We start from the raw sequence: 26,822 nt of genomic DNA, 5'->3' as shown, positions 1-26,822 counted from the left end.
CCCCCCGCGCGTACGCGACAGGCACGCCGCCCGTCGCGTCGGTATGTCGCCACGTCACCACGTCGGCCCGGGACGGGCACGCGGGGCGGGTGAGCGAGCCCGGACACGGCGACGGCCCCCCACCCACCAAGGGGCGAGGGGCCGTGCCGACACGAACGACCGAGGGTCAGCCGCGCTGAATGCCGGTGGTGTCCTGCAGGACGCCGCGACGGCCGTCCTGCGTCTGCGCCACGAGCGCCTGCCCGCGCTGCTCCACCGCCAGGTACCAGGTGCCCGGCGCCAGCTCGGCGATCGGCGTGGCCGAGCCGTCCTCGGCGTAGAGCGGACGGGCCACCGGAACGGCGAACCAGAACGGGGCGAACTCCCCGCCACCGGCCGCGGCCGGAGCAGCGCTCGCGCCACCGGGCTGACCGCCGTACGGAGGCTGACCGGCGGCCGGCGCACCGTACGGGGACGGGGCGCCCTGCTGCGCGCCGCCCGGGTAGCCGTAGCCACCGGCCGGCTGACCGGGCTGACCCGGCTGACCGCCGTACGGGGCCACGGGCTGCGGCGAGGCGGCACCCATGAGCGGGGCCTTGAGTGCGGGAACCCGCGAGCCCATCAGCGCGGCACCGGCCAGCACCAGCAGCACGATGAAGCCCATGATCTGCCCGGCGCCCTTCTCCAGGCCGTCCGGGTGGCTGAAGACCATCGTCCAGGTGGAGGTGAACGCGGCGGCGACCACGACGGCCGTCCCCCACTGCTCCAGCGTGAGGCCGAACAGGTTGCGCTGCGGCAGCAGGTGCGAGAGGACGACGAGAGCCGCGCCGACCACACCGAGGACGAAGATGCCGGCCGTGGTGGAGGCGAAGTCGGAGCTCCAGCCGTTGTAGGCCGGGCAGGCCGAGTCCGGCGCGCCCGACGGGCAGTCGACGGCAATGAAATCAAGGAACGAGGCGACGAACAGCAAAACCGCTGCTCCGATCACCACGCCATCGCCTCGAGTGAGGGAGCGGATGTTCACGTAAGGTCCTCTATCGGTCTCGTCTGTTGTCGTCGCTGTCGCCGGACGCGAAGTGCGAGGGCGCGGGGGTGGCCCCCCATCGTACGGGTGAATCTATCGCCGAAACGGCCGGGTGCTCACGTTCGAGGGCGACCGTTACGCCTGCTCAACCCGGCCGTTATCGCTTCCCGCGCAAGAAGTCCGTAATGCCGTCGGCAATACCACGCGCCGCCCGCTGTCTCCAGCGCGCATCGGTCAACAACGCCGCATCCTTCGAGTCGCGCATATTGCCACACTCGATGAACACCTTGGGAACCGTGGAGAGATTAAGTCCGCCCAAATCGTCGCGGACCATCAAACCGTCACCGCCACCCAGGTAGTTGGCGAGGCCGCTTCCGGTGGCCCTGGTGAAGCCGCGTACCAGCGAATCGCCCAGGTGACGCGAGGGACCGGTGATGGCCGACGTGTCGGCCCCGCCCCCACGTACCGACGCGGGCAAGATCACATGAAATCCGCGTTGACCGGCGCCCGCGCCGTCGGCGTGGACGGAGACGGCGGCGTCCGCGCGCGCCTCGTTGCCGATGGCGGCCCGCTCGTCCACGCAGGGGCCGAAGGGGCGGTCGTCGTTCTGGGTGAGCTTGACGGTCGCGCCCCGTTCACTCAGCAACGTCCGTACGCGCCGCGACACGTCGAGTGTGAACGCGGCCTCGGCGTACCCGGCGTTGGTCGAGGTGCCCGTGGTGTCGCACTCCTTGCGATGCGTGCCGACGCTCACCAGGCGGGCGATCTCGGCGGTGTGGTCGCGGTTGCGCGGGTTGTGCCCCGGATCGATCACCACGACCTTGCCCGCCAGCGCGCGCTCCTGGCTCGTCCGCCCCGGCGACGGCGGGCGGTGCGAGGCGGCGGCGTCCTCCCGGCCGCCACCGCCGGGCGTCGCGGACGGGGGCGCCGGGGCGCCCGGCGCGCCGGTGGCCTGCGCGTCGTCCTCGTCCGTGGCGCGCCACACGAGCCAGCCCGCGAAGCACACGGGTACGAGCACGGCCAGCACGATGACGAGGGTGCCGCCGAGTCGGCGTGGAGTGGGGGGGAAACTGCCGTTCGACACGCGGGCGATGGTAGTCCGCCGCGCGCCGGCCGGCGCGCGCCGGGGCGCGATCGGGTGGACCGGGGTGCGGGGTGGGGGAGGCGCGCGGGGCGGGGCGAGCCGGGTGACGGGAGAGGAGCCCGGGGCGGGACGGCGGCGGGGGAGCGGTGTCGGGAGGCCCGCGGGTGGGGCGGGCCGCGCGCGCCGACTACGCGCCCGGAGCGGTGCGGCGCAGGACGCGCAGCGAACCGGTGTCGGAGACCTCGGTGAAGGCACCCGACTCCAGCGCGCGCCGGTAGACGCGGTACGGCGCCTGCCCACCGTCGGCCGGATCGGGGAACACGTCATGGATCACGAGCAGCCCGCCGGGCGCCAGGTGCGGCACCCAGCCCGTGTAGTCGCCGTTGGCGTGCTCGTCGGTGTGGCCGCCGTCGATGAACACCAGGGCGAGTTGGCCGCCCCACACCGAGGCCACCTGCGGCGACCGCCCCACCACCGCGATCACGTGGTCCTCAAGCCCGGCGGCGTGCACCGTGCGACGGAAGGCGGGCAACGTGTCCATGCGGCCGACCAGCGGGTCCACCAGCGACGGGTCGTGGTACTCCCAGCCCGGCTGCTGCTCCTCCGAGCCGCGGTGGTGGTCCACCGTGACGACGACGGTGCCCGCCTCGCGCGCGGCGGCGGCCAGCAGGAGGGTCGAGCGCCCGCAGTACGTACCGATCTCCAACAGCGGCAACCCGCTCGCCCCCGCCTCCCGCGCCGCCTCGTACAGGGCCAATCCCTCGTCGAGCGGCATGAATCCCTTGGCCGCCTCGAAAGCGGCGATGATCTCGGGCGTGGGCGACATGGTCGGTTCCCCTGCTCTCTGTGCGGACTCGGGGTGATCTCTGGGTGATCCGAGCGTGAGCGCGCCGGGTACGCGACGCGTCCGGTCACCGTACGGGTTCGGGAAATCGTCCGCGCCGCGCGGTCGTATCCGGGCGTTCCGTCATCCATTTCACCGTCCGACGGCGCCCGGGACGGAATTCCCGAACGGCCGGATTTCCCGCCGCATTTCGGATCGCATATCCCGATGCCGGATACGGGCCCACGTGTCGCACCGCACGACGCGTGATCCGCCACCCGCGCTCGGTGACCGGTACGCCGTGTGTCCAAACTCCCGCGAGCCGCCCGACCCGCGAGCTCGTGACGTGGGCCGCGAGCTGTGTGGAGGCGGGGGCGGGGCGGGAGGTGGAGGCTGGGCCGCGCACTCGTGACCGGTGACGGGCGATCTCGTGATCGGTGACGTGCGGTCTGCGATCGAGGCGGCGTGATCGCGGTACGCCCTGTCGCGCGCGGCCCGGCGCGCGGACCGCCACCGCGCGCCGGCCGGTATGTACGGCCGTTCCCGGACCGAGTGCGATCGCCCGCCGTCGCGCACGCGCCGTCGCGCGGCCCGGAACGTGGGCCGGGACGTGGGCGCGCGATGTGGAGTGTGGGGCGCGGAGTGCGGGGCGGCCGGGCCGGGGCGGTCACGGGCTCTGTCGGTCACGGGCTGTGGCGTGGTGAGGGGTGGGGGAGCGGGAGCCGTGGCTCGCGGCGGGGTCTGACGCGGGGTGGGCCTCGGCGTGGGGAGGGGGCGGCTGGCGGGGGGCAGGGCCGTTGACCTGCGCTTCGGTCGTGCGTCATAGGCTCCGGGGCATGGCGCGAGGCGAGCGGGTTCGGCGGGTGGTCGTGGACGCGTTCTGGTCGGTCGACCGGGCTCTGGGGGGACAGCGGCGCCCGACCCGGTCCCAGAGGTGGGGAGCGCGGCATCCGATCGCCGTCGGCGGGGGCGTCGCCGTAGTGTTCGCCCTCTTCCTCTGGACGATCTCCGAGGGCGCCGGACCGACGGACGCGCTCCTAGCCGTGGCCCTCGGCGTCGTCATGGGGCTCTTCTTCCTCCTCGTGACTCTGGCCGAGCGACGTCGACAGCGCCGACTCGCACGGCTGGCCGGGCGCGGCGGCGGGCGATAGCCGCGCCACGGGCCGGGTTCCGGCGGCCGGGCCCGCCGCCCGCGACGTCCCGGGCGGCCTCAGCGCGGCGGTTCCGGGCGCCGGTGCCGCCCCTTCGTCGGAGGCACCCGGAACATCGCCCGCCGCAACGGCCCGAAGAGCACGGCCCGCCCGACCATGACGAGCCCGATGCCGAGCGCGCCACCTCCCACGGCCATGCCGCAGTGGGTCAACCACCTGATCCGCTGCTCCTCCGCCCAGGCCGCCGTGGCCGCCCCGACCAGGAACACCACCAGACATATGAGCCCCATCAAGGCGTACCACCATCGCGAAAGCACGAACAAACTGTCGCATGCGCCCGATGCCGTACAGAAATGTCCACGACCGCGTGCCGCGTCCCACGTGCCGCGTCCCACGTCCCACGTCCCACGTGCCGCGTCCCACGTGCCGCGTCCCACGTGCCGCGTGCCGCGTGCCGCGCGCTGTGCTCTGTGTCTCGTGCTCACGTCCCGTGTCCTGCGCTCCGTGCGCGCGTCCCGTGCGCGGGTCCCACGTCCCGTACGCCGCGCCTCGCGCCTCGCACTCCGTGCCGTGCGCCTCGCAGGCCGCATCCGTGCCCCGTGCCTCGCGCTCCGTGCCCCGTGTCACGGCTGTCACCGCCGCCGCGCCCGTCGGCCATGAGCGGTCACGGGTTCCCGTGACGCCGGGCGAGCTCTCAGGCGGGGCGTCCCGGGCCGACGGCCGTGCCCGCACCCCCTCCGTTCGCGCGGATCACGGGCAGTTCCCGTACCCGCGACGCGTTCTCCAGGCGCCGGCACCCGCGCCGGCCGGCCAGTTGGGCAGGCCGGAGCTGCCCACGTGACATCCGTTCGCTACCCCAGCGCAGGACGCCTCCCCTGGTACGACCCGGACGACAGCGCGCCGGGTGCGACCGCGACCGGGCCCCTCTGGTTCCCGCTCGACCCCGCGCCCGCCTGGCCGGCGGCCCCCCGGGTGCCGGTCGCCGTCACGGGGTCGCGCCGCGCACGGCCGGCGCGCGGCGGCGCCGTGCGCACCACCGACCTCGACCCCGCCGTGGCACGAGCGCGAGCGACACGCCCCGCCACCGGAATTGCCGGCCCGCGCCCGGGCCGCACCCGACAGCGGTCGAGGCCAGATCAGGTCAGGTCGGGTGAGGCCGGACAGGGCCCGACCACGGCGGGACCCGACCGACCCGGGTGGAACGGAGCCAGCGGACGGGGTGGGACCAACACGGTTGGGACCGGGCCAGGCTGGGCGGAGCCGGACGCGATCAGGTCGGGCGTGCCGGGGTGAACAGGCGGGACGGGGCTGGGCGAGGGCGGGGCTCGACCGGGTCTGTGGGACGAGCGGCCGGGGCGGCCCAGACCAGGTCAGGCGGGGTCGGACTTGGCCAGAGCGGGCGGGGCGGCGTGAGTAGTCGGGGTCGGCCGTGGCGGGCCGGGCTGGAGCGGGGCCGGTGGGACGGGGCGGCGATCGGGGCGGGCCGAGGCGGGCAGAGCCGAGCGGAGCGGCCCGGGCTCAGCCCGGCTGGGTGGGGCCCGGCCAGGCCGAATGAGACGGGGCCAGCGAACGGGGTGGGCCACAGCAGGCGGAGCCAGGGCGGGTCGGGCGGGGCCGGACTTGACCGGGTCGAGCGGTACGTGCGGAGCAGACCAGGCGGGCCAGGTCGGGCGGGCCAGGTCGGGCGGGCCAGGTCAGGCAGGATGGGGCAGGCGGGATGGGGCAGACCAGAGCAGCCTGAACCAGGCCAGGCAGGACCTGACCGGGACAGGCAGACGGGGCAGGCCAAGGCAAACGGGGCCAGGTCGGGCAGGGCGGGACCCGACCGCGTCGGGCGAGACGGGGTGAGCAGACGGGGGCAGACCGGAGCAGGCCGTGCCGAGTTGGGCTGTGCCTGGCCGGGCGGTGGCTGGTCGGTACGGTCTGGGCGACTCTCGCAGGGCGCACGCCTTCGTACGCCGGGCGGCCCGATCGCGTCGCGACGGTACAGGGAACCACGCGGGGCGCGACTCGGACCGGTCTCGGGGTGTCGCACGCCGGAGAGACGTACGCCACCTCCGTACGCGGCCCCCGGCGCATGCGGCATAGGCTGCGCCGTGCGGCGCCGCCCAGCGCGTACGGCGTCCGACGTACGTCCTTCGCGTCCGTGTCCGTGCCTGTCCGCGCACGCGCGTCCGTGCCGGGCCCGGTACGGGGCCTGTGCGGAGCAAGAGCGCCAGGGCAAGGCGCGTGCGGGCGCCGGCACTTGGCCGACGCCGGCCGGGCGGGCCAGGTCGGGCGGGCCCGTACCGGGTCGGTCGGTGTCGGGTCGCGTCGGAGCGGTGTCGTGCCGGGGCCGGTCCCGCGTGACGCGTACGGCGCCAGCGACGTGGCCGGGCCGGTCGCGTGGCCGTGTCGATCGCGCGGCCTCATCCGGAGAGCGACAAGGAGCACGCCGTCATGAACCAGAGCCCCACCCCCGCCACTTCGCCCGCCCCCGGGGCGGCTTTTCCCGCCACCGGGCGGCGGGTGCTCGTCAGCGGTGCCTCGCGCGGCCTCGGCCGGGCGGTGGCCGTGGCCTTCGCGACGCACGGCGACCGGGTCGCGGTGCACTACGGCACGCGGCGCGCGGACGCCGAGACCACCCTGGCCGCGCTACCCGGCACCGGGCACGCCCTCGTCGGCGCGGACATCTCCACACCGGCGGGCGCCGAGGAGTTGGCCCGTTCGGCGGCCGAGGCGCTCGGTGGCGTCGACATCCTGGTGAACAACGCGGCCGTCAACACCCCCCACCCGCCGGCCCAGACCTCCTACGCGGAGTGGACCTCGGCCTGGCAGACACACGTGTCGGTCAACCTGCTGGGCACCGCCCACCTCAGCCATCTCGCAGCCCAGCGCATGATCGAACAGGGCTCCGGTGGCCGCATCGTCAACATCGGTTCGCGCGGCGCCTTCCGTGGTGAACCCGACCACCCCGCGTACGGGGCGACCAAGGCCGCCGTACACGCCCTCGGCCAGTCGCTGGCCGTGGCCCTGGCCCCACACGGCATCGCCGTCGCCTCCGTCGCCCCCGGCTTCATCGACACCGACCGCGTCGCGCACCGCCTCGCCGGAGCCGAGGGCGAGGCCATCCGCGCCCAGAGCCCCTTCGGCCGCGTCGCACACCCCTCGGAAATCGCCGCCGCCGTCCTGTGGCTGGCCTCCCCCGAAGCCCAGTGGAGCTCGGGCACGGTCCTGGACCTCAACGGCGCCTCGTACCTCCGCACATAGCCCCTGACGGGAAACCCGAAGCCCCCCGCCCCCGAGACCCGCCGCCCACCCTCGCAGCCCCCGAGCGATACGCGGCCCGGGGTGCGGCCCGGAGGCGTCGTCCCTCTCCGTGGTGTGTGGTCAGCCGCCGCCGACCGGGCTTCGCGGGGCCCTTCGCGGCCAGGGCAACGTGATCGGCGAGGCCGGGGCCCGAACCTCGGCCCGCCGGGCAGCCTCGGGGGAGAGGCGACGAACCCCCGGGGTGCGTTACCCCTCCGGGGTCGTGGTGCGCGGTCAGCCGATGCCGGCTGAACCCAGTGGGGGAGGGCCACCCGTGGTCGGGGCTACGCCTCTGGTAGGTCCCGAGGCTCAGCCCTCGCGAGCAACCAGGCGGCTGCCCGCCCCGGCCGCATCACCACGGGTGCACCGGCTGCTCGACCGGCTTCGTCCCGGGACGAAGCACGGCACACGGCTGGCCAACTCCGTCCGGGGCAGCGGAGGAGGGCCGCTCGCGGCCGGGGCGACGCCCCCGACGGGGTGAGGGCAACACCGCCAGACGGAGCCCGCCCGCGCCGGGCCTCCGGGGGCTCGCCCCCGCACGCTCATGCCCCGCCCGCCCGGCGCTCGGACGACTCACCAGAGCCGACCGCCCACCCGCCATACGGTCAGGCCAGATCAGGCCAGGTCAGATCAGGTCGGGTGGGGTCGGGCCGACCTACCTGCTCGCACGCCGCGTCGGGGCCGTAGGTCACAGCCAGCCGTTCTGTCGGGCGGCGCGTACGGCCTCCATGCGGTTACGGGTCTGGGTCTTGCCGATGGCGGCCGACAGGTAGTTGCGGACCGTGGCCGGCGAGAGGTGGACGCGGGTCGCGATGTCCGCCACGGTCGCGCCGTCGGCGGCGGCCGACAACACGTCACGCTCGCGCTGGGTGAGCGGGTTGGGCCCGGCGCTGAGCGCCGCCGCCGCGAGCGCCGGATCGATGATCCGCTCACCCGCGAGCACCCGGCGGATCGCCGCGGCCAGCCCCTCCACGGGGCCGTCCTTGACGAGGAATCCGCTCGCTCCCGCCTCCATCGCGCGCCGCAGATAGCCGGGGCGACCGAAGGTCGTCAGGATCAGCACCCGACACTCCGGCAGGGCGGCGCGCAGGTCGACCGCCGCGTCCAGACCGCTACGCCCGGGAAGCTCGATGTCGAGCAACGCTACGTCGGGGCGCGCCGCCAGCGCCCGTGGCACGATGGCATCGCCGGTGCCCACCTGCTCCACCACGTCGATGTCCGGCTCAAGCCCGAGCAACAACGCCAGCGCGCCGCGCATCATGCCCTGGTCCTCGGCGAGGAGAACCCTGATGCCGCCCGCGTCGGGGTCGTCCGTGGCTGGGGTGGCGTCCATGCGGCTCAGCGTAGGCGGGGTGGTCAGAGCCGCGCGGACCAGGTCGCGGTCGCGGCTGCGCTTGCGCTCGCGCAGGACGGTTCCGGGCCTCGTGTGTCCGCCCCGGAGCGTGCGCCGTGCGCTGCCCTCCGTCCCCGCCCGCCGTGCCGCGCACCCCGGGAGCCGGTCAGGCGCGGCAGGGCGCCCGGGCCGGTCAGCGCCCCGCCTCGCGCCGGCCCGGCCGTCCCTGCCGGGAGAACCCGGACAGCGCTCTTCCACACCCGCCCCGCCCTCTCGCGACGCACCGTCCATCAGTACCTCCCGTCCATCAGTACGTCGTCCACCGGCAACTCGGCGGTGAGCCGGAAGCCGTGGCGGCCGTCCGGGCCGCAGCGCAACGTGCCACCGGCCGCCGCGAGCCGCTCCGTGAGACCGGCGAGGCCCGTGCCGCCACCGGACGCGCCGGGCTGCCCCGCGTGCGGGGCCGTCGCGTGGGGGACCGCCACATGAGAGGTCAGCGCGCGGACCGCGCTCGTCGGGGCACCGGTCCCGTCGTCCACGACGCTCAGGCGCACCAGGTCCACGCCCGTGTGGAGCTCGATCTCGCAACGCGTCGCGCCGCTGTGCCGGACCGTGTTGGTCACCCCCTCCCGCACCACCCAGCCGAGCAACGCCTCGACCTGGGGCGACAGCGGCGGCCCCGACCGCCGTACGACCGCCGTCATGCCGGCCGCCTCAAGTAGCGAACGGGCCCGGTCCAACTCGGTGGCCAAACCACCCTCGCGGTAGCCGCTGACGGCCTCGCGGATCTCGGTGAGGGCCTGCCGGCCGATCGCCTCGATGTCCGCCGCCTGGGCGAGGGCCGCGTCCGGATCGCGCGGGACCAGCCGGCGCACCGCCTCGGCCTTCACCACCACGACCGACATCGTGTGGCCGAGCAGGTCGTGCAGGTCGCGGGAGAAGCGCAGCCGCTCCCGCTCGATGGCCGAGCGCGTCAACGCCTCCTGGGCGTCGTGCAGTTTGTGGACGGTGGTGATCAGCCGCCGGACGATGGCGACCACCGCCCCCGACAGCAGCGAGGAGTACGCCACGGTCAACACCTCGTCCGAATGACCGCCGAGCAGGGCGCTGAGGACGCCGACGGCCACCACGCCCAGCAGCGCCGGCAGCACCGACGGCGGGCGCACCGTGACCCCGGTGGCCAGGGACAGCAGGGAGAACAGCGTCAGCCAACCACCCCCGTACGCGGCGCCGAGCGTGCTGGCCAGCAGCGTGGCCGGCACGAGGAACAGGACCCCGGCGCGACGTCGGGCGAGGGCGGGCGCGCTACCGACGAATATGGCGGCGAGATAGCACCCGACGAACGAGGCCAACCCCGCCGCCGCCAGCCACCGGGGAGCGGCCTCGCCCTCCCACACGTCCATCGCGGCCCCGCTCGCCAGCAGCAGCCAGGGGACGAGCACCCACTCGCTCGGTCCGTCGTCGGGCACCCGCGATCCCCCGTCGACGCGGCCACCCGCCCGGCGCCCGAGCCGCGCGCTGATCGTCTCCCGCCACGCCATCACACCCCTCCTCCCCTCGCCCCCGCCCGGCCACCCCGCCCCCGCCCGCGCGGTCACAAGCGTCGGATTCCGACCAGCACGTACCGTACGCTCCGGCGTGGGCGCCTGCCCCGATCCGGGGCGGACGCCAAGGGGCGTGCGTGGCCGCGCTGGTAGCGGCCGCGATGGCGGGTCATGTCGTACGGGCGCACGCGCGGTAGGCGTGCAGGGCGTAGCCGGCGAAGAGGGCGAGCCAGGCAGTCAGGACCAGCACCGCTGCCAGCGCGGGTGCGTGCCCGTCGGCCACCCCCCAGCCCAACTCGGCGAAGCGGTGACTGGGTGTCCAGGCGGACAGGGCTCGCAACCAGGCGGGGAAGGTGTCGGTCGGCACCCACAGACCGCCGACGACGGACAGCCCCAGATTGCAGACGAGGTTGACCACGCCGGTGGTCTGCGCGCTCATCCGGTATCCGTTGCCGAGTCCCAGCAGCGTGAAGGGCGCGGTGCCCAGCCAGAGCAGGCCGAGCAGCGCGGCCCACTGCCAGGGGGCCAGTGCCACGTGGTTGACGAGACGGCCGGCGAGCAGCACCGCCGTGATGGCGGGCAGCACGATGACCGATCCGGTCAGCGCGCGACCGGCGACCACGCGCGAGGGCGCGAGCGGGGTGAGCCGCAACTGCCGCAGCCAGCCCAGCGAGCGGTCCTCGGCGAGCCCCGTGCCGAGGCTGAGCGCGGAACCGAGCGCCCCGTACGCCGCCATGCCGACCATGAGCGAGACCGCCGCCTCCTCGCGCCGCTCGTCGCCGTCCAGGCCCAGGTTGGAGAAGAGCAGGTACATCACCACCGGCATGCCGACGCCGAAGATGACGAATCCGGTGTCGCGCAGCGTGCGCCGTATCTCGAGGCGGAGGTAGGCGATCACCGGGCCACCTCCATGCCGTCGTGCCGGGGTTCGGGCGTCGAGGTCAGCGCGAGGAAGGCGTCGTCGAGGCTGGCCGGGGACACCTCAAGGCTACGGATGGCGCCGCGTTCGGCCAGTGCGATGACGGTGGCGTCGGAGTCCAGACTGCGCAGCCTGGCGCGACCGCCGTGCACGCGCACGGCCGTCACCCCGGGCAGCCGCGCGAGATCGATGTCCGACGCCCCCGCCAGGTCGAAGGCGACCAGGTGCCCGCCCACGGAACGCTTGACCTCGTCACCGGAGCCGTCGGCGACGATCCGCCCGCCGTCGATGACGACGATCCGGTCCGCGTTCTCGTCGGCCTCCGGTAGGTAGTGCGTGGAGAACAGCACGGTGTTGCCCCGCCCCGTATAACGCCGCATGGCCTCCCAGAACGCCCGTCGCGCCGCCACGTCCAAGGCCGTGGTCGGCTCGTCCAACACGACCAGCTCCGGGTCCCCCGCCAGCGCCAGCGCGAACCGGACGCGCTGCGCCTGGCCTCCGGAGAGCCGGTCCACGCGCCGGTTGGCGAGCGTGTCGAGCCCGGCCAGCGCCAGCGTCTCGTCCATCGGCGGTGGTGTCGGATAGGTGGCGGCGACGAACCGGACCAGCTCCCGCACCGTCACGCGCGGGATGGGGCGGCCGTCCTGGAGCATGGCGCCGACCCTGCCCTCGCGCACCGCGCGCTGCGGCGCGACGCCGAACAACTCGACCTCGCCGGCCGTCGGCGGCAGCAGGCCGAGGAGTACGTTCAGGGAGGTGGACTTGCCCGCGCCGTTGCGGCCGAGCAGGGCGACGGTGGTCCCGCGCGCGATTCGCAGGTCGAGGCCGTCGACGGCGCGGACCGCGCCGTAGTGGCGCGAGACGCCGCGCAGTCGTACGGCCGGCGCGGCCTCGCCGGATCTCCGCCCCGCGACCGCGCGGACCTCGCCGGACGCGGCCGGCGCTGGTGGGCTCGTACGAGCTGTGTGCGTCATGGCCCAAACGCTACGATCCCGCCGCTGACCTGGGCAGGAGCAAATGTCAGCAGCTCGTTGGGACAAATGTCACGGCTGCGGGCGGGGACCACCGCAGGTCACCGAGGACGCGAGGTTCGGGCGCGGGAAGCCCTGACCGCGAGGCGTCAGCGCGCCGCCTCGCCCCCGCCCCTCCGACACCGCCACCCGTCATCGCCGCCCCGTCATTGGCGCGGAGCGCCTGGGCGGGCGGTCGCCGAGCCCGGCACCGCCCCCGGCCCGCCTGCCCGGCCCGGACGGGCCCCCTGGCCAGCGGGCGAGGGGGGCTGACGGCGGACCGGGGTGCGCGGGCGCGTGTGCCTCGTGTCGCGGTTTCCGCTATTCGCCCGAGGGGCGGCGGTGTTTGCCGTGGGCCTGTTCCTGGCCGTTCTCGGCGGCGGCCGGCCCCCGGTGCCTGCCCGCACTCGCCGGTTCGGCCGTCGTCGGGTTGCCTATCTGTGGGGAGGAGCCCCACTGACGCGTCTCGGGGGAATTCGTTCGGGCATTGACCATGAGGGACGTCACTCCGTGAACTGTCGCTACGTGTGGTGCGCGCGGGGGGTCACTGCCCGTGCACGCGGGCTCTGACCAGCGTCAACACGCCACCAGCGCAATCCCGTTCGGCGCACAAGAACGTGCCCCGCCTGCGGTTGCGCAGCCCCCACCGAAGTCTAACCAGCTCGTGGATCACCCGCCGACTGTGGAGCCGCGCCAGATTTCACCGCCCGTCCCTGTCGCGTCGCCACCGCGTCGAACGGGCCGCTCACGACGCCGAACAGCGCGCATTTCCCCCTGAATTCGACGACTCTCCCGAGGCGTTCTACTAGCCCGAATAGAGCGGAACTGTCATACCCCGTAGAGGAGCGGAGAAAGGGAGCGAGAGCGCGGGGACCGTCAGCGCGCGTGCCGACCAGACCCCCCCGGGAGGCCCCGAGCCCCGCCCCCGGAGGAGGGCCCCGCGACGCCTCCCGGGTCAGAACAGCTAGGCCACCCCGTCCAGCGGTGCCTGCTGGAGCGGTACGGGCCGGGGTGCGGGCGACGCGGCGTGGTGGGGAGCGGGGTGCCAGGTGGTCGGGGGTTCGTGGTGCGGGGCGGGGCCCTCGTGCCAGCGCCGCGTCGTGTCGAGGGGAGCCGGCGCGCCCAGGTGTCCGGCAGCGGGGTGCCCGTGTGGATCGGCGCACCGCTCGTGCGCGGGGAGCGGCGCCTCGTACGCGGGCAGGGGCGCGCGGAAGAGCGTCGCCTCGTGCGTGGCCAGGGAGTGCCCGCGCGCCACCGGGCGGGCGTCTTCGGTCACGGCGGGTCCGCCCCACGCGGCCGGCCCACCTCGTGGCAGGTGTCCCGCGCCCGCCCCGTCCCAGGTGCCGGGCCCGCCCCGCGCGCCCGGCTCCCCGCGCCCAGCCGGCCCGGTCCAGACGCCGGCGCGTCCGCCCGCGCGCTCGCGTCCGCCCACGCCGTCCCGTTGCCCGGGCCCCTCCCGTACGCCCGTGGTCGGGGCCGTGGGCCGGGCGGCCGGGGGCCCGGCCGGTGGGGGCTGGCGGCGGGCCGGAGGGTTGGGGGCGAGGTCCGTCGCGCGGAGTCGGGCCAGGCCGCAGGTGGTCTGCGTGGTGGCGTAGGGCAGGTGCAACTCTCCCTCGCGGGTCCACAGGCCCGTCCCCGGCAGCCAGCCGGACGGTGGGGACACGTGCCGCAGCCGGCGCTCGGCGGGGCGCCACACCGCGACCCAGCTCGCGCCGCCGCCCGGGTGCGCCGGCGTCAGCCGGAAGGCCACGGCGCAGTTCTCCGGGGTCAGGGTCTGGCCCGGCTGCGCGGCGAACGGGGCCAGCGTCACGGCGGGGTGCGCCGTGCCGCCGGTGCGCGGGTCGAAGGGCCGTGGGTCGAGGCAGTCGGGGAAGCGCACCGGCAACTCGCTGCCGAGCACACCCCAGCCGAGCCGGTCCCGGCCCGGCGCGTTCGACCGCACGAGCAGCAGGCCGCTGTCCGGGTCGGCCAGCACCAGACGGTCGTCGCTGTCCTCGGTGATCTGGAGCAGCGGGGTCGTCTCGCCGCCCCGGTGGAGGTCGACGACGACCGACTTGACCCGTCCGCCCAGCTCGCGGTCGAGCGCCAGCAGCCGCCCGGTGCGGTCGAGCCAGCTCCCCGCCGTGCACCGCCCCGGCACCTCGGCCACGTGCTCGGGGCCGAAGGAGCCGCCGTGCACCAGCCACACGTGGGTGGAGTGCTCGCCGGGCGCCAGCGCGTAGGCCAGCGTGCCGCAGGGGGCCGGCGGCAGCAGGGACAGCTCGCCGCACTCGATGAAGCCGAGCCGGAGCTCACCGGTGCCGGGTCCGGTCGGGTAGAGCAGCGAGAGCGCGTGCCGCTCGGCGACGCGGCGGCGGATCAGCACGCGCCCGTCCGCCAGCGGCAGCACCTCGCTCTCCGCCTCCTCCGGCTGCCGCGCGGGCAGCGACACGGCGTACGGCTCGGGGCCGCTGAGCGTCCACCGCTCCGGGAACCGTTCGCCGGTCGCGCGACAGACCGCGAGTCGGGCGGCGTACGAGCCGTCCGCGGTGAGCGTGAGGGCGGCCGGGCCGCGCTGGGCGGCGGCGCCCCCACCGGCGCGCTCGGCCCCGCTCCGTACGGCACCGCCCGGAGCGGGGCCCGGGGTGGTGTCGGGGCGGGTGGAACGCGTGGTGCGGTCGCTCTGGGGAGCGGTCTCGATGGCACAGGCCGTCATGGGAACGGTCACCTCCGGCGCCTGAACGTAGTTTTCCCGACCCGGGTACGCGGGGGACCGGTGCGCTACTTCACGCGAAAGTGTGGCTATCGCCCGGATTTCCGGCATGTGGGTGGTTGGTGTGCTTGGCCCGGCTGCGGGTGGTCCGGTCCGACGGCGGGTGACGCCGGGCCGTCCCGGGCGTCCGGGGAAGCGGGGCGCCACAGCTCAGGGGCGTGGGGGCGGGGCGGGCAGGTAACCTCTGACCCGTGCCCGCACTCTCTGAAGTTCTCACCGCGCTCGACGCCCTGTGGCCGCCTGAGCGGGCCGAGGAGTGGGACGCCGTCGGCACGGTCTGTGGGGATCCCGACCAGTCCGTGGACCGCGTCCTGTTCGCCGTCGACCCCGTCCAGGCCGTCGCGGACGAGGCCGTACGACTCGGTGCCGACCTGCTCGTCACGCACCACCCCCTCTACCTGCGCGGCACGACGACCGTCGCGGCCTCCACCTTCAAGGGCCGTGTGGTGCACACCCTGATCAAGAACGACGTGGCGCTGCACGTGGCGCACACCAACGCGGACCGCGCCGACCCCGGGGTCTCCGACGCCCTCGCCGGCGCCCTGGACCTGCGTGTCACCGCGCCCCTGGTGCCCGACCCGAGCGATCCGGCGGGCCGTCGCGGCCTCGGCCGGATCTGCGCGCTGGACGCGCCGCTGACCCTGGCCGCGTTCGGCGAGCGGGTCGCGGCCCGGCTGCCGCGCACCGCGCAGGGCGTCCGCGTCGCCGGCGACCCGGAGCGCCTCATCCGCACCGTCGCGGTCTGCGGCGGCTCCGGCGACAGCCTCTTCGACGCCGTCCGGGCCGCCGGCGTGGACGCGTACGTCACCGCCGACCTGCGCCACCACCCGGCCTCCGAGGCCCGCGAGCACGGCCCGCTGGCGCTCGTGGACGCCGCGCACTGGGCCACCGAGTGGCCCTGGATCGAGCAGGCCGCGGCCCAGCTCGACGAGATTTCCGACCGGAACGCGTGGGGCCTGCGTACCCACATCTCCCGCACGGTCACCGACCCGTGGACCGCGCACGCGTCCGCCACACCCCAAGCCGACACTCCTCAGCCCTCTGGAGCCCCGAACTGAACGCCGCGCCCGCCGACCAAATCCGCCTTCTCGACGTCCAGGCGCTCGACGTCCGGCTCTCCCAGCTCGCCCACAAGCGCGCGAGCCTGCCCGAGCACGCCGAGATCGAGACGCTGAGCGCCGACCTGGCCCAGCTTCGCGACCTGCTCGTGGCCGCCCAGACCGAGGAGAGCGACACCGCCCGCGAACAGACCAAGGCGGAGCAGGACGTGGACCAGGTGCGCCAGCGCGCCGCCCGCGACCAGAAGCGCCTGGACTCCGGCGCCGTGACCTCGCCCAAGGACCTGGAGAACCTCCAGAGCGAGATCGCCTCGCTCGCCAAGCGCCAGGGCGCGCTGGAGGACGTGGTCCTGGAGATCATGGAGCGGCGCGAGTCCGCCCAGAGCCGGGCCGCCGAGCTCACCGAGCGGGTCGCCGCCGTCGAGGCCAAGGTCGCGGACGCCACCGGGCGCCGCGACAGCGCCGCCGAGGCCATCGACGCCGAGATCGCCACGGCCACCAAGGAGCGCGAGGTGGTCGCCGGTTCGGTCCCGGCCGACCTGCTCAAGCTGTACGAGAAGCTGCGCACCCAGCAGGGTGGCGTCGGCGCGGCCCGGCTCTACCAGCGCCGTTGCGAGGGCTGCCGGCTGGAGCTGAACATCACCGAGATCAACGAGGTCAAGGCCGCGGCCCCGGACGAGGTCGTGCGCTGCGAGAACTGCCGCCGCATCCTGGTCCGTACGCCCGAGTCGGGTCTGTGAGCCAGACCCCTCACCGCTTCGTCGTCGAGGCGGACGGCGGGTCCCGGGGCAACCCGGGGCCCGCGGGCTTCGGCGCCGTCGTCTTCGACGGGGCGACCGGGGAGGTGCTGGCCGAGGCCGCCGAGTTCATCGGCGTGGCCACCAACAACGTGGCCGAGTACCGGGGGCTGATCGCCGGCCTGCGCGCGGCGTACGCGCTCGACCCGACGGCGCGGGTCCTGGTACGCATGGACTCCAAGCTCGTGGTCGAGCAGATGTCGGGCCGCTGGAAGATCAAGCACCCGGACATGCGCCCGCTGGCCACCGAGGCGGCGGCCGTCTTCCCGGCGGGCCAGGTGGAGTACGCCTGGGTGCCGCGCGAGCGGAACAAGCACGCGGACCGGCTGGCCAACGAGGCGATGGACGCGGGTGCCCGGGGCGAGCGGTGGCGACCCGCGGACTCCACGGCGGCCCTCGTCGCGACAGACTCCGCCCGGAGCGGCCCCGGCCCCACTCCGACGGACCCCGCCCCGTCGAGCTCCGGGACCGGCTCCGCGCCCGGCGGCCCCGGCTCGGAGTCCGCCACGACACCACGGGTCGGCTGGGGCGCGTCCGCCGACATGAGCCCGCCCACCACCTTCGTCCTGCTGCGACACGGCGAGACCGCGCTCACCCCACGGAAGCGGTTCTCCGGCAGCGGCGGCGACGACCCCGAACTCTCCCCCGTGGGGCGCCGGCAGGCCGAGCACGCGGCGGCGGCGCTGGCCGCGCGGGGCACCGTCCAGGCGGTCGTCGCCTCCCCGCTGCGGCGCTGCCGCGAGACGGCGGCGGCCGTGGCCGCGCGCCTGGGCCTCACGGTGGACGTCGAGGAGGGCCTGCGCGAGACGGACTTCGGCGCGTGGGAGGGGCTGACGTTCGGGGAGGCACGCGAGCGGTACCCGGACGACCTGGCCGCCTGGCTGGCCTCCGCCGAGGTCGCCCCGACCGGTGGCGGCGAGAGCTTCGCGACCGTCGCCGAGCGGGTGGCGCGCTCCCGCGACGCGCTTCTCGCGCGCCACGCGGGTCGCACGGTCCTGGTGGTCACGCACGTCACGCCCATCAAGACCCTGGTCAGGCTGGCCATCGGGGCCCCGCCGGAGTCCCTGTTCCGGATGGAGCTCGCGGCGGCCTCCCTGTCGGCCGTGGCGTACTACGGCGACGGCAACGCGTCGCTGCGCCTGCTCAACGACACCTCGCACCTGCGCTGAGCCGGCCGGCGCGCGCCGGGGCACCCGGCCGGCCCGCGTGGTCCCGGCCCGCCCCGGGCACCCGGCTTCGGCGTGACGACCTGGGCACCCGACGTTACGTGGCGGGTGCCAGGGCCGCGGCCTCCCGGGCCAGGTGCTCGACGCGCGCCCAGTCACGGGCCCGCACCGCGTCCGAGGGGAGCATCCAACTGCCGCCCACACAGGCCACGTTGGGTAGCGCCAGATAGGACGGGGCGGAGGCCAGGCCGATGCCGCCGGTGGGGCAGAAGCGCGCCTGGGGCAGCGGGGCGGACAGCGCGCGCAGGTACGCGACACCGCCGGCGGCCTCCGCCGGGAAGAACTTCATCTCGCGCACCCCGTGCTCCAGCAGCCCCAGCACCTCCGACGCGGTGGACACACCGGGCAGGAACGGCAGCCCCGAGCCCTGGAGCGCGCCGAGCAGCCGCTCCGTCCAGCCGGGGCTGACCAGGAAGCGGGCGCCGGCCGCGACCGAGGTCCGCACGTCACGCGGGGTGAGTACGGTGCCAGCCCCGACCACCGCGTCCGGCACCTCGGCGGCGATGGCCCGGATCGCGTCGGGCGCCGCCGCCGTCCGCAGCGTCACCTCGATCGCGGGCAGCCCGCCCGCCACCAGGGCGCGCGCCAGCGGTACCGCGTCCGCCGCGTCGTCGACGACGACCACGGGGATCACCGGCGCGAGGCCGAGCACCGAGTCCGGCGTGCCGCTCGCGGGCGTGCCCGTGGCGTCGGCGGTGGCGGAGGGGGCGGCGGTGGCCGCGGCGAAGGAGTCAGTACCAGTCACGGCGCCATCCTCCGCCCACGGCTCATCATTCGCAATGTCTGTTGCATAGTGTGCAATGTCGTCGTGTCTCGGGTCAGCGGGTCCCGACCCGGCCGGCCCCGAGCTCAGAGGTCGGTGACGATGACATCCAGGGCCCACGCCGTGCCCCGGCGCGCCGGCGCCTTCGCCTCCACCGCGTATCCCAGGTCGCGCAGCGCCTCGACCAGCTCCGCCGGCCCGCGCGGCGCGGCTCCCGTCGTCAGCAGGTCGCGCACCAGTCGGCCCTTGGTCGCCTTGTTGAAGTGGCTGACCACCGTCCGCTTCTCCACGCCGCCCACGGTCCTCGACTGCAGGACGCGCACCGTCGCCGTCCGCTCGGCGACCTCACCCGCCGGCTTCCACGGCGTCACGTACGCCGCCGACCGCAGGTCGAGCACCAGCCCACGGCCCGCGACCTCGGGCAGCGCCTGACTCATCGGGCGGCGCCAGTAGGTGCCGAGCGCGCCGAGCCCGGGCAGCCGGACGCCCATCGAGCAGCGGTAGGAGGGGATGCGGTCGCCGATCCGCACGGCGCCCCACAGCCCGGAGAAGACCAGCAACGAACGCGCCGCGCGGCGCCGGGCCGCCGCGTCGAGGGTGGCCAGGTCGAGCGCGTCGTACAGCACGCCGGTGTAGATCTGGCCGGCCGGCCTGGCACCCGCCGTCCGCAGATCCGCGTTCTTGGCGATCTCGCCGCGCAGCCCCGCGCTGAGCCCGAGCACCCGCGCGGCCTCGTCCTCGTCCCCCGTACACAGCGCCACCAGCTCATCGAGGACCGCGCCCCGCGCCGCGCCGAGCTCCGGCAGTGACAGCCCCTCCGGCTTCAGCGCGGCACCCGACCCGCTGGGGGCCTTGCCCTCGGACGGCGGCAACAGAACGAGCACGGTGGATTCTCCTCATCCGGGCGGTACGACAACGACGGGGCGCACCCGAAGACGGCCCGCGGCGGTCCGACGTCCGGCCCGGGGAGCGGTGCCCGCGCCGTCGCGGAACACCCCGTGCGCTTGCGGGGACGCGGTGCGGTGGGGAGCGCCGGGGGAGCGCGCCGGAGCCTCGGCCCCGGGTGGCGCGCCGTCGGCGGCCCCGCCGCAGCCTATGCCGCCCACGCGGGTGCGGAGAAACCGCGCCCGGCCCGCCGGCTCGCCCGGCGGTGACGTGCGCCGGCGCGGAGCCCGGCCCGGACCACCGGGCGGGTTCAGCCCGCGTCGGTGGGGCGGCGCCACCGCCGGCGTACGCCGTAGGAGAGCGCGCCCGCCGCCAGGACGCCCGCGCCCGCCAGGACTGAGGCCAGCGGGAGGGCGAAGCCGACGACGAGGCAGCCCACGAGGCCCAGGATCGGCACGGCGCGCGGTGGCCGCCGCTCGGCGCGGGTCAGTGTCAGGGCGCTGGCGTTGGCGACCGCGTAGTAGGCGAGCACGCCGAAGGAGGAGAAGCCGATGGCCCCGCGCAGGTCCACCGTCGCGGCGATCAGCGCCGCCACGACGCCGACCGCGATCTCCGCGCGGTGGGGCACCGCCGTCCGGGCGTGGACGGCCGCCAGGGGGCCGGGCAGGTGCCGGTCGCGGGCCATGGCCAACGTGGTGCGCGAGACACCGAGGAGCAGGGTGAGCAGCGCGCCGAGCGCGGCCAGCGCCGCCCCGACACGCACCACGGGCGCCAGCCATCCGGCGCCGGCGGCGCGCACCGCGTCGGCGAGCGGGGCGTCCGCGTCGGCCAGCGCGCCCGGCCCCAGCGCGGCCAGCACGGCGGCGCCGACGGCCGCGTACACCACCAGGACGATGCCGAGCGCCCACGAGATCGCCCGCGGGATCGTCCGCGCCGGGTCGCGCACCTCCTCGCCCAGCGTGGCGATCCTGGCGTACCCGGCGAACGCGAAGAACAGCAGCCCCGCCGCCTGGAGCACGCCGCCGAACGTGACCGCCCCGGCCGAGGAGTCCGCCGCCCACGGGGCCCGGGAGTGCGCCCCGCTCCCAGCGGCGACACACACGGCGACCAGCACGAGCAGCACCACGCCGACGATGAACCGGGTCAGCCAGGCGGACTTGCGCACCCCCAGGCAGCCCAGTGCCGTGAGCGCCAGCACGGCGACGACGGCCACCACCCGCTCGTGTCCCGGCGCCGCGTACGCGCCCACGACCAGCGCCATCGCCGCGCAGGACGCGGTCTTGCCGACCACGAAGCCCCACCCGGCCAGGTGCCCCCAGAACGGGCCGAGCCGCTCGCGCCCGTAGACGTAGGTGCCGCCGGAGGCCGGGTAGCGGGCGGCGAGACGGGCCGAGGAGGTGGCGTTGCAGTACGCCACGACCGCGGCCAGGCCCAGCGCCAGCAGCAGCCCCGAACCGGCGGCGTCGGCGGCCGGCGCGAAGGCGGCGAAGACGCCGGCCCCGATCATCGCGGCGAGCCCGGTCAGCACGGCGTCGAAGGTGCCCAGTTCCCGGCGGAGCCCCGGCTCGGATGTCATGGACCCGATTCTGCGGGGCACCGGACCCGACCACCACGGTCCGGCGCCTCCCAGCGCCGCACACCGGCGCGCCGACCCGGCGCGCGCCCGCCCCGTGCACGCCCGGCGCCCGGTGTTCTCGCGTCCCGTACGCTCCCGGCCCCGGCCGGCGCGAGGGCCGGGGGACCGGCGGGTAGCATGGTGCGCACGACGGACGAGTCGGCTGGGCGGTCGCGTCGGGCGCGGCGGAATTCCCCGGAATTCCATTCGCTGCCCGCCGAGGAACGTCCGGGCTCCACACGGCAGGGTGGTGGGTAACGCCCACCCGGGGCAACCCGCGGGACAGTGCCACAGAAAACAGACCGCCGGGCGCCGCGAGGCATCCGGTAAGGGTGAAACGGTGGTGTAAGAGACCACCAGCGTCCGAGGTGACTCGGACGGCTAGGTAAACCCCACCCGGAGCAAGGTCAAGAGGAACCGCCGACTGGTGGTTCTGCGCGAACGACCGAGGGCTGCCCGCCCGAGTTCGCGGGTAGACCGCACGAGGCTGTCGGCAACGGCAGCCCTAGATGGATGACCGCCTCCCCCGCGCGCCGCGAGGCCACGGGGAGACAGAACCCGGCGTACAGGCTGACTCGTCCGTCACCCAAGGGCTTCCGATCAGTGGCGACGCTGATCAGGAGCCCTTTCGTCATGGGCCCGGCCCGTCCAGCTCTCATCCGCCCGCGTGGGCCCTCGCACACGCGGCCTGGGCGTATCCCGTACGACCCGGCCTCGCGCCTCCCGTCCCGTCGGGCCGGCACGGCGAGCGGTCGCGGGCGGGCTCCTCCCACCTCACGGGACCCGGTGCCCCGCCGCTGTCACTTCTCATCGTGCCACCACCTGTGTACTTCTGACGGAGCGTCTACTGTTGCCTCGTCCGGGTCGCAAGGGGGGCGCATGCAGGATGAGGACAGGTCCGGGGCTGGTGGCCCGGCCGATCACTGGGGGGATGGCGCCGCACGCCGCCCGCACTCCGAGGCGACCCAGCGGTGGCCCCGCACGCCGTCGCACGAAGTCCCCGCCGTCCCCGACCGCCCGCACCCGGTGATCGAGGGTCGTTACGAACTGTTGGAGCCGATCGGCAGCGGCGGCATGGGCGAGGTGTGGAAGGCCCACGACCGGCGGCTGCGACGCTTCGTCGCCATCAAGGGGCTGCTCGACCGGCGCGCGACGACCGTCGCCACCCAGTCCGTGGCCATGCAACGGGCGCGCCGCGAGGCGGAGGCGATCGCCAAGATCGAGCACCCGAACGTGGTGACGGTCCACGACCAGGTCGAGACGGAGGACCAGGTCTGGATCGTGATGAAGCTGCTCGACGCCAGGTCGCTGGCGGACCTGCTGCGCGTCCAGACGGTGCTCGCCGTCCCGCGAGCGGCGGACATCGGTCACCAGATCCTCCAGGGCCTGCGGGCGGTGCACGCGGCGTCGGTCGTCCACCGCGACGTGAAGCCGGGCAACGTGCTGGTCCGGGACGACGGGCTGGTGATCCTGGTGGACTTCGGGATCGCGACCTTCGAGGGCGCCACTCCGGTGACCCGCTCCGACAGCGTCATCGGCACCCCCTCCTACCTGGCGCCCGAACTCTTCGCGCGCGGCTCCAGCGGCTCCACCCCCGCCTCCGACCTGTGGGCGTTGGGCGTCACGCTGTACGAGATGGTCGAGGGCCACCTCCCCTTCGGCGGTGGTGAGATCTGGGAGGTCCAGGAGAACATCCTGCGCTCGCCGCACCTGGACCCCCAGTACGCCGGCCCCCTCACCCCGCTGATCCGGGGGCTGCTGCGTACGAGCCCCGGCGAGCGCCTGGACGCGGCGACGGCCGAGACCATGCTGCGCGAGGTGCTCAGTGGCTCGGCGCACACGGCCTCGATCAGGGCCGCGACGCGTGCCGCGACGCCCGAGCCCGGACCTGACCCCGCGCCGCGGGCCCCCGACCCGGCCACGCCCTCCCGGGGCGAGCCTGACCCGGTCTCCCCGACCCCCGTGGCGAAGCGCCCGCGGCGTGGCCTTCGGGGGAGAGCGAGAGTACTGGCGGCGACGGCGTGCGCGGTGGTGCTGGCCACCGCCGGCTGGCTGGTGGCGAACGGTGGGCTGGGCGAGGAGGGCCAGGGCGGGGACAAGGGCTCGGGCGGCACGAACAACGCCGCCGCGGCCCAGCCGTGGAAGAAGACACACCCCGTCCTGCGGATCGGCGTCAAGTACGACCAGCCGGGCCTGAGCGAGCGGGTGCGGGGCCGGTACGTGGGCTACGACGTCGACACGGCCTACAAGGTCGCCAAGCGCATGGGGTACAACCGGGACGAGGTGAAGCTGGTCCCGGTCACCACCGAGAACCGGAACAGCGAGCTGAAGAAGAAGACGGTCCATCTCGTCATCGCCTCGTACACCATCAGACAGGACGACGAGATCGACTTCGTCGGCCCGTACTACACGGCGGGCCGGGGATTCCTGGTGCGCGAGAAGTCGAGCAAGTACACGATCAAGGACTCCAGCGACCTGAAGAGCCTGGGCGTGGAGGTCTGCACCGCCAAGGGGTCGACGTACTGGGACGAACTGCCCAAGCGCGGCTTCACCATGATGAAGTCACCGCCGGCCACCTACCAGCGCTGCCTGGAGCAGTTGCTGGACGAGCGGACGGACGTCTACGCGGTGGCCTCGGATGACGTCATCCTCGCGGGCTACGCCAAGCAGAACCCGGGCAAGGTGCGCCGGTTGACCAGCATCGACGGCACGGAGGACTACGGCGTGGCGATGCTCTCCGGGCAGGCGGGCCTCAAGGCCGAGGTGTGCTCGGCGGTGCGCGGCATCCTGGCGGACAAGGAGGGCTGGGAGGCCGCGTACCGGAAGAACCTGGCCGACCTGATGGACGCCGAGGCCCCGCCGGGCCTCCCGGACCTGGACCCGACGACGTGCGGCGCCGCCGAGGAGGGCCAGGAGAGGACTCCCTGACCCCGCGCCCGTCCAACGGGCGCGCCGCGCCGCCCCGCTGTCGGCCGTCGCATGGCTCACGATTTGGCCCGCGCCGGGTGAGCGCGGGCCGGGTGAGCGCGGGCCGGGCCGGATCGCGCGCCCGCGCCGGCGCGGCCCGCGCGAGGCGCCGCGTCTACGTCGCCGACCGGCCCGCCCCGGCGTCCGGCGCGGCGTGCCGGTACAGCTCCGGGACGGAGACCTTGACCGGTTCCTGGGTGGTCCGGGCGATCACGACGACCGCCGGCTCGTCGGGGTCGGGGTTCTCCTCCCGGTGTGGGACGAACGGCGGGACGAGGAAGAAGTCGCCCGGGTGGCCGTCGAGCCGCACCTCCCCGCTGCCGTCGTGGTAGACGAACACGGGGTGCCCGCTGACCACGTAGATCCCGGCCTCCGAGGCGCCGTGGTGGTGGTTGTCCGTCGAACTCAGCGGCGGGTTCTCCACCAGACCCATCCAGAGCCCGCGCGAACCGACCGTGCCGCCGCTGATGGCGGCGTACCCGTCCAACTCCCCCGACCCCACCCGGTGAACGCGGTCGTTGACCGGCGCGTCGTCGGCGGAGTCGGGTGCGGGGGCGGCGTGGTGCTGGAACGTCATGACATGACCTCTCCGATGTGGGCGTGCTGACCGACGACAGGCTGCGCCGCCCGCATGAGAGGCGGCAACTAACGTTGCCGTTCCGGCAACGCCCGCACGTCTGGCGGGCGGTGGGCCGTGCGAGACCCGGGGCCCGGGGCGGGGTGACAGGGCGCGAGGTGCCCGCTGACCCCCACCCGGCGCGGGTCAGCGGGCGGTGAAGCCGCCGTCGACGGCGAGGGCGGCGCCCGTGACGAAGGCGGCCTCGTCGCTCAGGAGGAACGCGGCGAAGGCGGCGATCTCCGTTGGTCGGGAGATGCGGCCCAGCGGGTGCAGGGCCTCGATCTGGGCGACGGCCTCGGGAGTGGCCCCCATGGTGGCGCGGAAGAGTGGGGTGTCGACGCCGCCGGTGACCAGCGCGTTGACGCGTACGCCCGGTTCGGCGCCCTCCAGCGCCGTCGCGCGGGTCAGGCCGATCACGCCGTGTTTGGCCGCCACGTACGGCGCGACGCCCGGCATGCCGACGACGCCGAGGTTGGACGCGTTGACGACGACGGAGCCGCCGCCCGCGGCCACGAGGGCCGGGAACTGGTGCTTGAGACTGAGGAACACGCTCGTCAGATTGTGCTCCACCTCGGCCGACCACTTCTCGACGGGCGTCTGGTGGAGCGGGCCGACGGAGTTCACGCCGCCGGCGTTGTCGAACGCGCCGTCCAGTCGCCCGAATTCACGGACCGCCGTATCCACCAGGCGGGCCTGGTCGGATTCCACGGTGACGTCGGTCGGCACGAACAGGGCCGTGCCGCCACGGGCCCTGATGCCCGCCACCACCTCGTCGCCGAGGTCCTTGCGCCGCGCGGCGACGACGACCCGGGCCCCCTCGGACGCGACCCGCTCCGCGACCGCCCTGCCGATTCCCGAATTTCCCCCGGTGACGATGATTACCTTGGATTCCAGTCGCGCTGACATCGCGGCTCTTTCCTTTCTCTGAACAACGAGGCCGTATGTGGCTCGCGTATTCGGTGACGAGGAAAAGCCTGGCCGAGGGCCCGGCGGCGCGCTGGCGGGATACGGACGGGGCGGTGGGCGGGCCTCAGCCGAGGCGGGTCGCCGCGCCCGTCACCGTCACGCGCGGGTCCTCGGCGGTGATCCGCACCTCCAACCGGCCCGGCCGGCCCAGGTCCTCGCCCTGCAACAGGGTGAGGGTGGCGGGCGCGGTGGCGATGCCCAGGGCACGGGCGTAGGCGCCGAAGGCCGCCGCCGCCGCGCCCGTCGCCGGGTCCTCGACCACTCCGCCGACGGGGAAGGGGTCGCGCACGTGGAAGGTGGCCGCCTCCGGGGTGCCGCCGGGCTTGGCCCACACCAGTTGCAGCGTGGTCAGGTCGTGGGCGTGCATGAAGGTGGCGAGCCGGTCGAAGTCGTAGTCGAGGTCGGCCAGTCGCTCCCGGCTCGCCGCGCCGAGCACCAGATGGCGCGCGCCGGCGTAGGCGATACGGGCGGGCAGTCGCGGGTCCAGGTCGGTGGCGGCCCAGCCGAGCGCGGCCAGCGCCTCGTCCAGGTCGGCCGCCGCGACCTCGAAGACGTCCGGCTCGACGCTGGTGAGCGTGGCGTACGCGGTGCCGTCCCGGTCGGCCACCGCCACCGGTACGGCGCCGGCCCGCGTGGCGAACAGCACCTCGCCGGGGCCGATACGGTCCGCGAGCGCCACGGCGGCGGCCACCGTGGCGTGGCCGCAGAACGTGACCTCGGCCAGCGGGCTGAAGTAGCGCACCGTGAACGCGCGGCCGGGCTCCCCGCCGAGCTCCGGGGGCGGTGGGGTGAGGAACGCGGTCTCCGAGTAGCCGAGGTCGGCGGCGATGGCGAGCTGCTCGGCGTCGGTCAGGCCGGACGCGTCCAGCACCACCCCGGCCGGGTTGCCGCCCTGCGGGTCGCGCGAGAACGCGGTGTAGCGCAACACCTCCGGCTCGGACGCGGGGCGCGCGTCGGAGGTCGAGGTGGCTTGATCGGAGTGGGTGGCGAGATCGCGTCGCGTCGTCATGACCGAGCCA

General features: G+C 75.0%; 21 protein-coding genes and 1 other RNA gene. 7 read left to right on the top strand and 15 right to left on the bottom strand.

Features of this window, described 5'->3' with window-relative positions; translation table 11 throughout:
• Positions 1-166: 166 nt before the first annotated feature.
• The 3 genes from ACFVFR_RS12080 to ACFVFR_RS12070 form a co-directional block, all read right to left on the bottom strand.
• A complete protein-coding gene (locus tag ACFVFR_RS12080; protein WP_383700124.1) occupies positions 167-1,003 on the bottom strand; it encodes a hypothetical protein in 837 nt (278 codons plus the stop codon).
• Positions 1,004-1,160: 157 nt separating this feature from the next.
• Complete coding sequence (locus tag ACFVFR_RS12075; RefSeq protein WP_383700122.1) at positions 1,161-2,087, bottom strand: N-acetylmuramoyl-L-alanine amidase; 927 nt, start codon at positions 2,085-2,087, stop codon at positions 1,161-1,163.
• Between the two features lie 187 nt (positions 2,088-2,274).
• Entirely contained in the window at positions 2,275-2,913 is a 639-nt protein-coding gene (locus ACFVFR_RS12070; protein WP_383700120.1) for a class I SAM-dependent methyltransferase, read from the bottom strand.
• An 833-nt stretch (positions 2,914-3,746) separates the two neighbouring features.
• Here ACFVFR_RS12070 and ACFVFR_RS12065 point away from each other — a divergent pair.
• Positions 3,747-4,061: a hypothetical protein gene (locus ACFVFR_RS12065; protein WP_383700118.1), complete on the top strand. Its 315-nt coding sequence runs from the start codon at positions 3,747-3,749 to the stop codon at positions 4,059-4,061.
• Between the two features lie 59 nt (positions 4,062-4,120).
• Here ACFVFR_RS12065 and ACFVFR_RS12060 read toward each other — a convergent pair whose 3' ends face one another.
• Positions 4,121-4,351, bottom strand: coding sequence for a hypothetical protein (locus ACFVFR_RS12060; protein ID WP_383700116.1), 231 nt, complete (start codon positions 4,349-4,351; stop codon positions 4,121-4,123).
• 2,149 nt (positions 4,352-6,500) lie between these two features.
• Between ACFVFR_RS12060 and ACFVFR_RS12055 the strand changes: the two genes are divergently transcribed.
• Positions 6,501-7,310, top strand: coding sequence for an SDR family NAD(P)-dependent oxidoreductase (locus tag ACFVFR_RS12055; protein ID WP_383700114.1), 810 nt, complete (start codon positions 6,501-6,503; stop codon positions 7,308-7,310).
• A gap of 727 nt (positions 7,311-8,037) precedes the next feature.
• On the opposite strand, the gene ACFVFR_RS12050 is transcribed toward ACFVFR_RS12055, so the two are convergent.
• From ACFVFR_RS12050 to ACFVFR_RS12030, 5 genes are all read right to left on the bottom strand, one after another.
• Positions 8,038-8,682, bottom strand: coding sequence for a response regulator (locus tag ACFVFR_RS12050; protein WP_383700112.1), 645 nt, complete (start codon positions 8,680-8,682; stop codon positions 8,038-8,040).
• A 290-nt stretch (positions 8,683-8,972) separates the two neighbouring features.
• A complete protein-coding gene (locus tag ACFVFR_RS12045; RefSeq protein WP_383700110.1) occupies positions 8,973-10,223 on the bottom strand; it encodes a sensor histidine kinase in 1,251 nt (416 codons plus the stop codon).
• 172 nt (positions 10,224-10,395) lie between these two features.
• A complete protein-coding gene (locus ACFVFR_RS12040) occupies positions 10,396-11,124 on the bottom strand; it encodes an ABC transporter permease (protein ID WP_383700108.1) in 729 nt (242 codons plus the stop codon).
• The gene (locus tag ACFVFR_RS12035; RefSeq protein WP_383700105.1) at positions 11,121-12,119 is read right to left on the bottom strand and encodes an ATP-binding cassette domain-containing protein; all 999 of its coding nucleotides are present in this window, start codon (positions 12,117-12,119) and stop codon (positions 11,121-11,123) included. Before ACFVFR_RS12035 ends, ACFVFR_RS12040 begins: the two co-directional genes overlap by 4 nt.
• Before the next feature lie 1,000 nt (positions 12,120-13,119).
• Entirely contained in the window at positions 13,120-14,850 is a 1,731-nt protein-coding gene (locus tag ACFVFR_RS12030) for a hypothetical protein (RefSeq protein ID WP_383700103.1), read from the bottom strand.
• Between the two features lie 248 nt (positions 14,851-15,098).
• On the opposite strand from ACFVFR_RS12030, the gene ACFVFR_RS12025 reads away from it, so the two are divergent.
• The 3 genes from ACFVFR_RS12025 to ACFVFR_RS12015 are packed head-to-tail and all read left to right on the top strand — an operon-like array spanning position 15,099 to position 17,931.
• On the top strand, positions 15,099-15,965 hold the full coding sequence (locus ACFVFR_RS12025) for a Nif3-like dinuclear metal center hexameric protein (protein WP_383700101.1): 867 nt from the start codon (positions 15,099-15,101) through the stop codon (positions 15,963-15,965).
• Positions 15,962-16,705 carry a zinc ribbon domain-containing protein gene (locus ACFVFR_RS12020; protein WP_383700368.1) on the top strand — a complete coding sequence of 248 codons (744 nt, stop codon included), beginning with the start codon at positions 15,962-15,964 and terminating at the stop codon, positions 16,703-16,705. Before ACFVFR_RS12025 ends, ACFVFR_RS12020 begins: the two co-directional genes overlap by 4 nt.
• Positions 16,702-17,931, top strand: a complete 1,230-nt coding sequence (locus tag ACFVFR_RS12015; protein WP_383700099.1) for a bifunctional RNase H/acid phosphatase — start codon at positions 16,702-16,704, stop codon at positions 17,929-17,931. Before ACFVFR_RS12020 ends, ACFVFR_RS12015 begins: the two co-directional genes overlap by 4 nt.
• Before the next feature lie 94 nt (positions 17,932-18,025).
• Here ACFVFR_RS12015 and eda read toward each other — a convergent pair whose 3' ends face one another.
• The 3 genes from eda to ACFVFR_RS12000 all read right to left on the bottom strand — a co-directional run bounded on the left by eda (position 18,026) and on the right by ACFVFR_RS12000 (position 21,212).
• Positions 18,026-18,640, bottom strand: coding sequence for a bifunctional 4-hydroxy-2-oxoglutarate aldolase/2-dehydro-3-deoxy-phosphogluconate aldolase (gene eda / locus ACFVFR_RS12010; protein ID WP_383700365.1), 615 nt, complete (start codon positions 18,638-18,640; stop codon positions 18,026-18,028).
• Between the two features lie 197 nt (positions 18,641-18,837).
• On the bottom strand, positions 18,838-19,635 hold the full coding sequence (gene yaaA / locus ACFVFR_RS12005; protein WP_383700097.1) for a peroxide stress protein YaaA: 798 nt from the start codon (positions 19,633-19,635) through the stop codon (positions 18,838-18,840).
• Positions 19,636-19,946: 311 nt separating this feature from the next.
• Positions 19,947-21,212, bottom strand: a complete 1,266-nt coding sequence (locus ACFVFR_RS12000) for an APC family permease (RefSeq protein ID WP_383700095.1) — start codon at positions 21,210-21,212, stop codon at positions 19,947-19,949.
• A 194-nt stretch (positions 21,213-21,406) separates the two neighbouring features.
• Here ACFVFR_RS12000 and rnpB point away from each other — a divergent pair.
• Positions 21,407-21,833: RNase P RNA component class A (gene rnpB / locus ACFVFR_RS11995), an RNA gene on the top strand.
• A gap of 297 nt (positions 21,834-22,130) precedes the next feature.
• Positions 22,131-24,179 carry a serine/threonine-protein kinase gene (locus tag ACFVFR_RS11990; protein WP_383700093.1) on the top strand — a complete coding sequence of 683 codons (2,049 nt, stop codon included), beginning with the start codon at positions 22,131-22,133 and terminating at the stop codon, positions 24,177-24,179.
• Between the two features lie 154 nt (positions 24,180-24,333).
• Here ACFVFR_RS11990 and ACFVFR_RS11985 read toward each other — a convergent pair whose 3' ends face one another.
• From ACFVFR_RS11985 to ACFVFR_RS11975, 3 genes are all read right to left on the bottom strand, one after another.
• Positions 24,334-24,795 (bottom strand): cupin domain-containing protein, encoded by a 462-nt coding sequence (locus ACFVFR_RS11985; protein ID WP_383700091.1) that lies wholly within the window; start codon positions 24,793-24,795, stop codon positions 24,334-24,336.
• 186 nt (positions 24,796-24,981) lie between these two features.
• Positions 24,982-25,743 carry an SDR family oxidoreductase gene (locus ACFVFR_RS11980; protein WP_383700089.1) on the bottom strand — a complete coding sequence of 254 codons (762 nt, stop codon included), beginning with the start codon at positions 25,741-25,743 and terminating at the stop codon, positions 24,982-24,984.
• A 124-nt stretch (positions 25,744-25,867) separates the two neighbouring features.
• On the bottom strand, positions 25,868-26,812 hold the full coding sequence (locus ACFVFR_RS11975; protein WP_383700087.1) for a PhzF family phenazine biosynthesis protein: 945 nt from the start codon (positions 26,810-26,812) through the stop codon (positions 25,868-25,870).
• Between the last annotated feature and the right edge of the window lie 10 nt (positions 26,813-26,822).

Source organism: Streptomyces sp. NPDC057702 (assembly GCF_042799315.1).
In the GTDB taxonomy this organism is placed as follows: Bacteria; Actinomycetota; Actinomycetes; order Streptomycetales; family Streptomycetaceae; genus Streptomyces.
This window is presented reverse-complemented; position numbering and strand designations above follow the sequence as displayed.

Coding starts and splice junctions, on each gene's coding strand:
- ACFVFR_RS12035 (WP_383700105.1), bottom strand. CDS start 12,119: ATGACGCACACAGCTCGTACGAGCCCACCAGCGCCGGCCGCGTCCGGC.
- ACFVFR_RS12070 (WP_383700120.1), bottom strand. CDS start 2,913: ATGTCGCCCACGCCCGAGATCATCGCCGCTTTCGAGGCGGCCAAGGGA.
- ACFVFR_RS11985 (WP_383700091.1), bottom strand. CDS start 24,795: ATGACGTTCCAGCACCACGCCGCCCCCGCACCCGACTCCGCCGACGAC.
- ACFVFR_RS12065 (WP_383700118.1), top strand. CDS start 3,747: ATGGCGCGAGGCGAGCGGGTTCGGCGGGTGGTCGTGGACGCGTTCTGG.
- ACFVFR_RS12060 (WP_383700116.1), bottom strand. CDS start 4,351: ATGGGGCTCATATGTCTGGTGGTGTTCCTGGTCGGGGCGGCCACGGCG.
- ACFVFR_RS12045 (WP_383700110.1), bottom strand. CDS start 10,223: ATGGCGTGGCGGGAGACGATCAGCGCGCGGCTCGGGCGCCGGGCGGGT.
- ACFVFR_RS12050 (WP_383700112.1), bottom strand. CDS start 8,682: ATGGACGCCACCCCAGCCACGGACGACCCCGACGCGGGCGGCATCAGG.
- ACFVFR_RS11990 (WP_383700093.1), top strand. CDS start 22,131: ATGCAGGATGAGGACAGGTCCGGGGCTGGTGGCCCGGCCGATCACTGG.
- ACFVFR_RS11975 (WP_383700087.1), bottom strand. CDS start 26,812: ATGACGACGCGACGCGATCTCGCCACCCACTCCGATCAAGCCACCTCG.
- ACFVFR_RS12000 (WP_383700095.1), bottom strand. CDS start 21,212: ATGACATCCGAGCCGGGGCTCCGCCGGGAACTGGGCACCTTCGACGCC.
- ACFVFR_RS11980 (WP_383700089.1), bottom strand. CDS start 25,743: ATGTCAGCGCGACTGGAATCCAAGGTAATCATCGTCACCGGGGGAAAT.
- ACFVFR_RS12055 (WP_383700114.1), top strand. CDS start 6,501: ATGAACCAGAGCCCCACCCCCGCCACTTCGCCCGCCCCCGGGGCGGCT.
- ACFVFR_RS12030 (WP_383700103.1), bottom strand. CDS start 14,850: ATGACGGCCTGTGCCATCGAGACCGCTCCCCAGAGCGACCGCACCACG.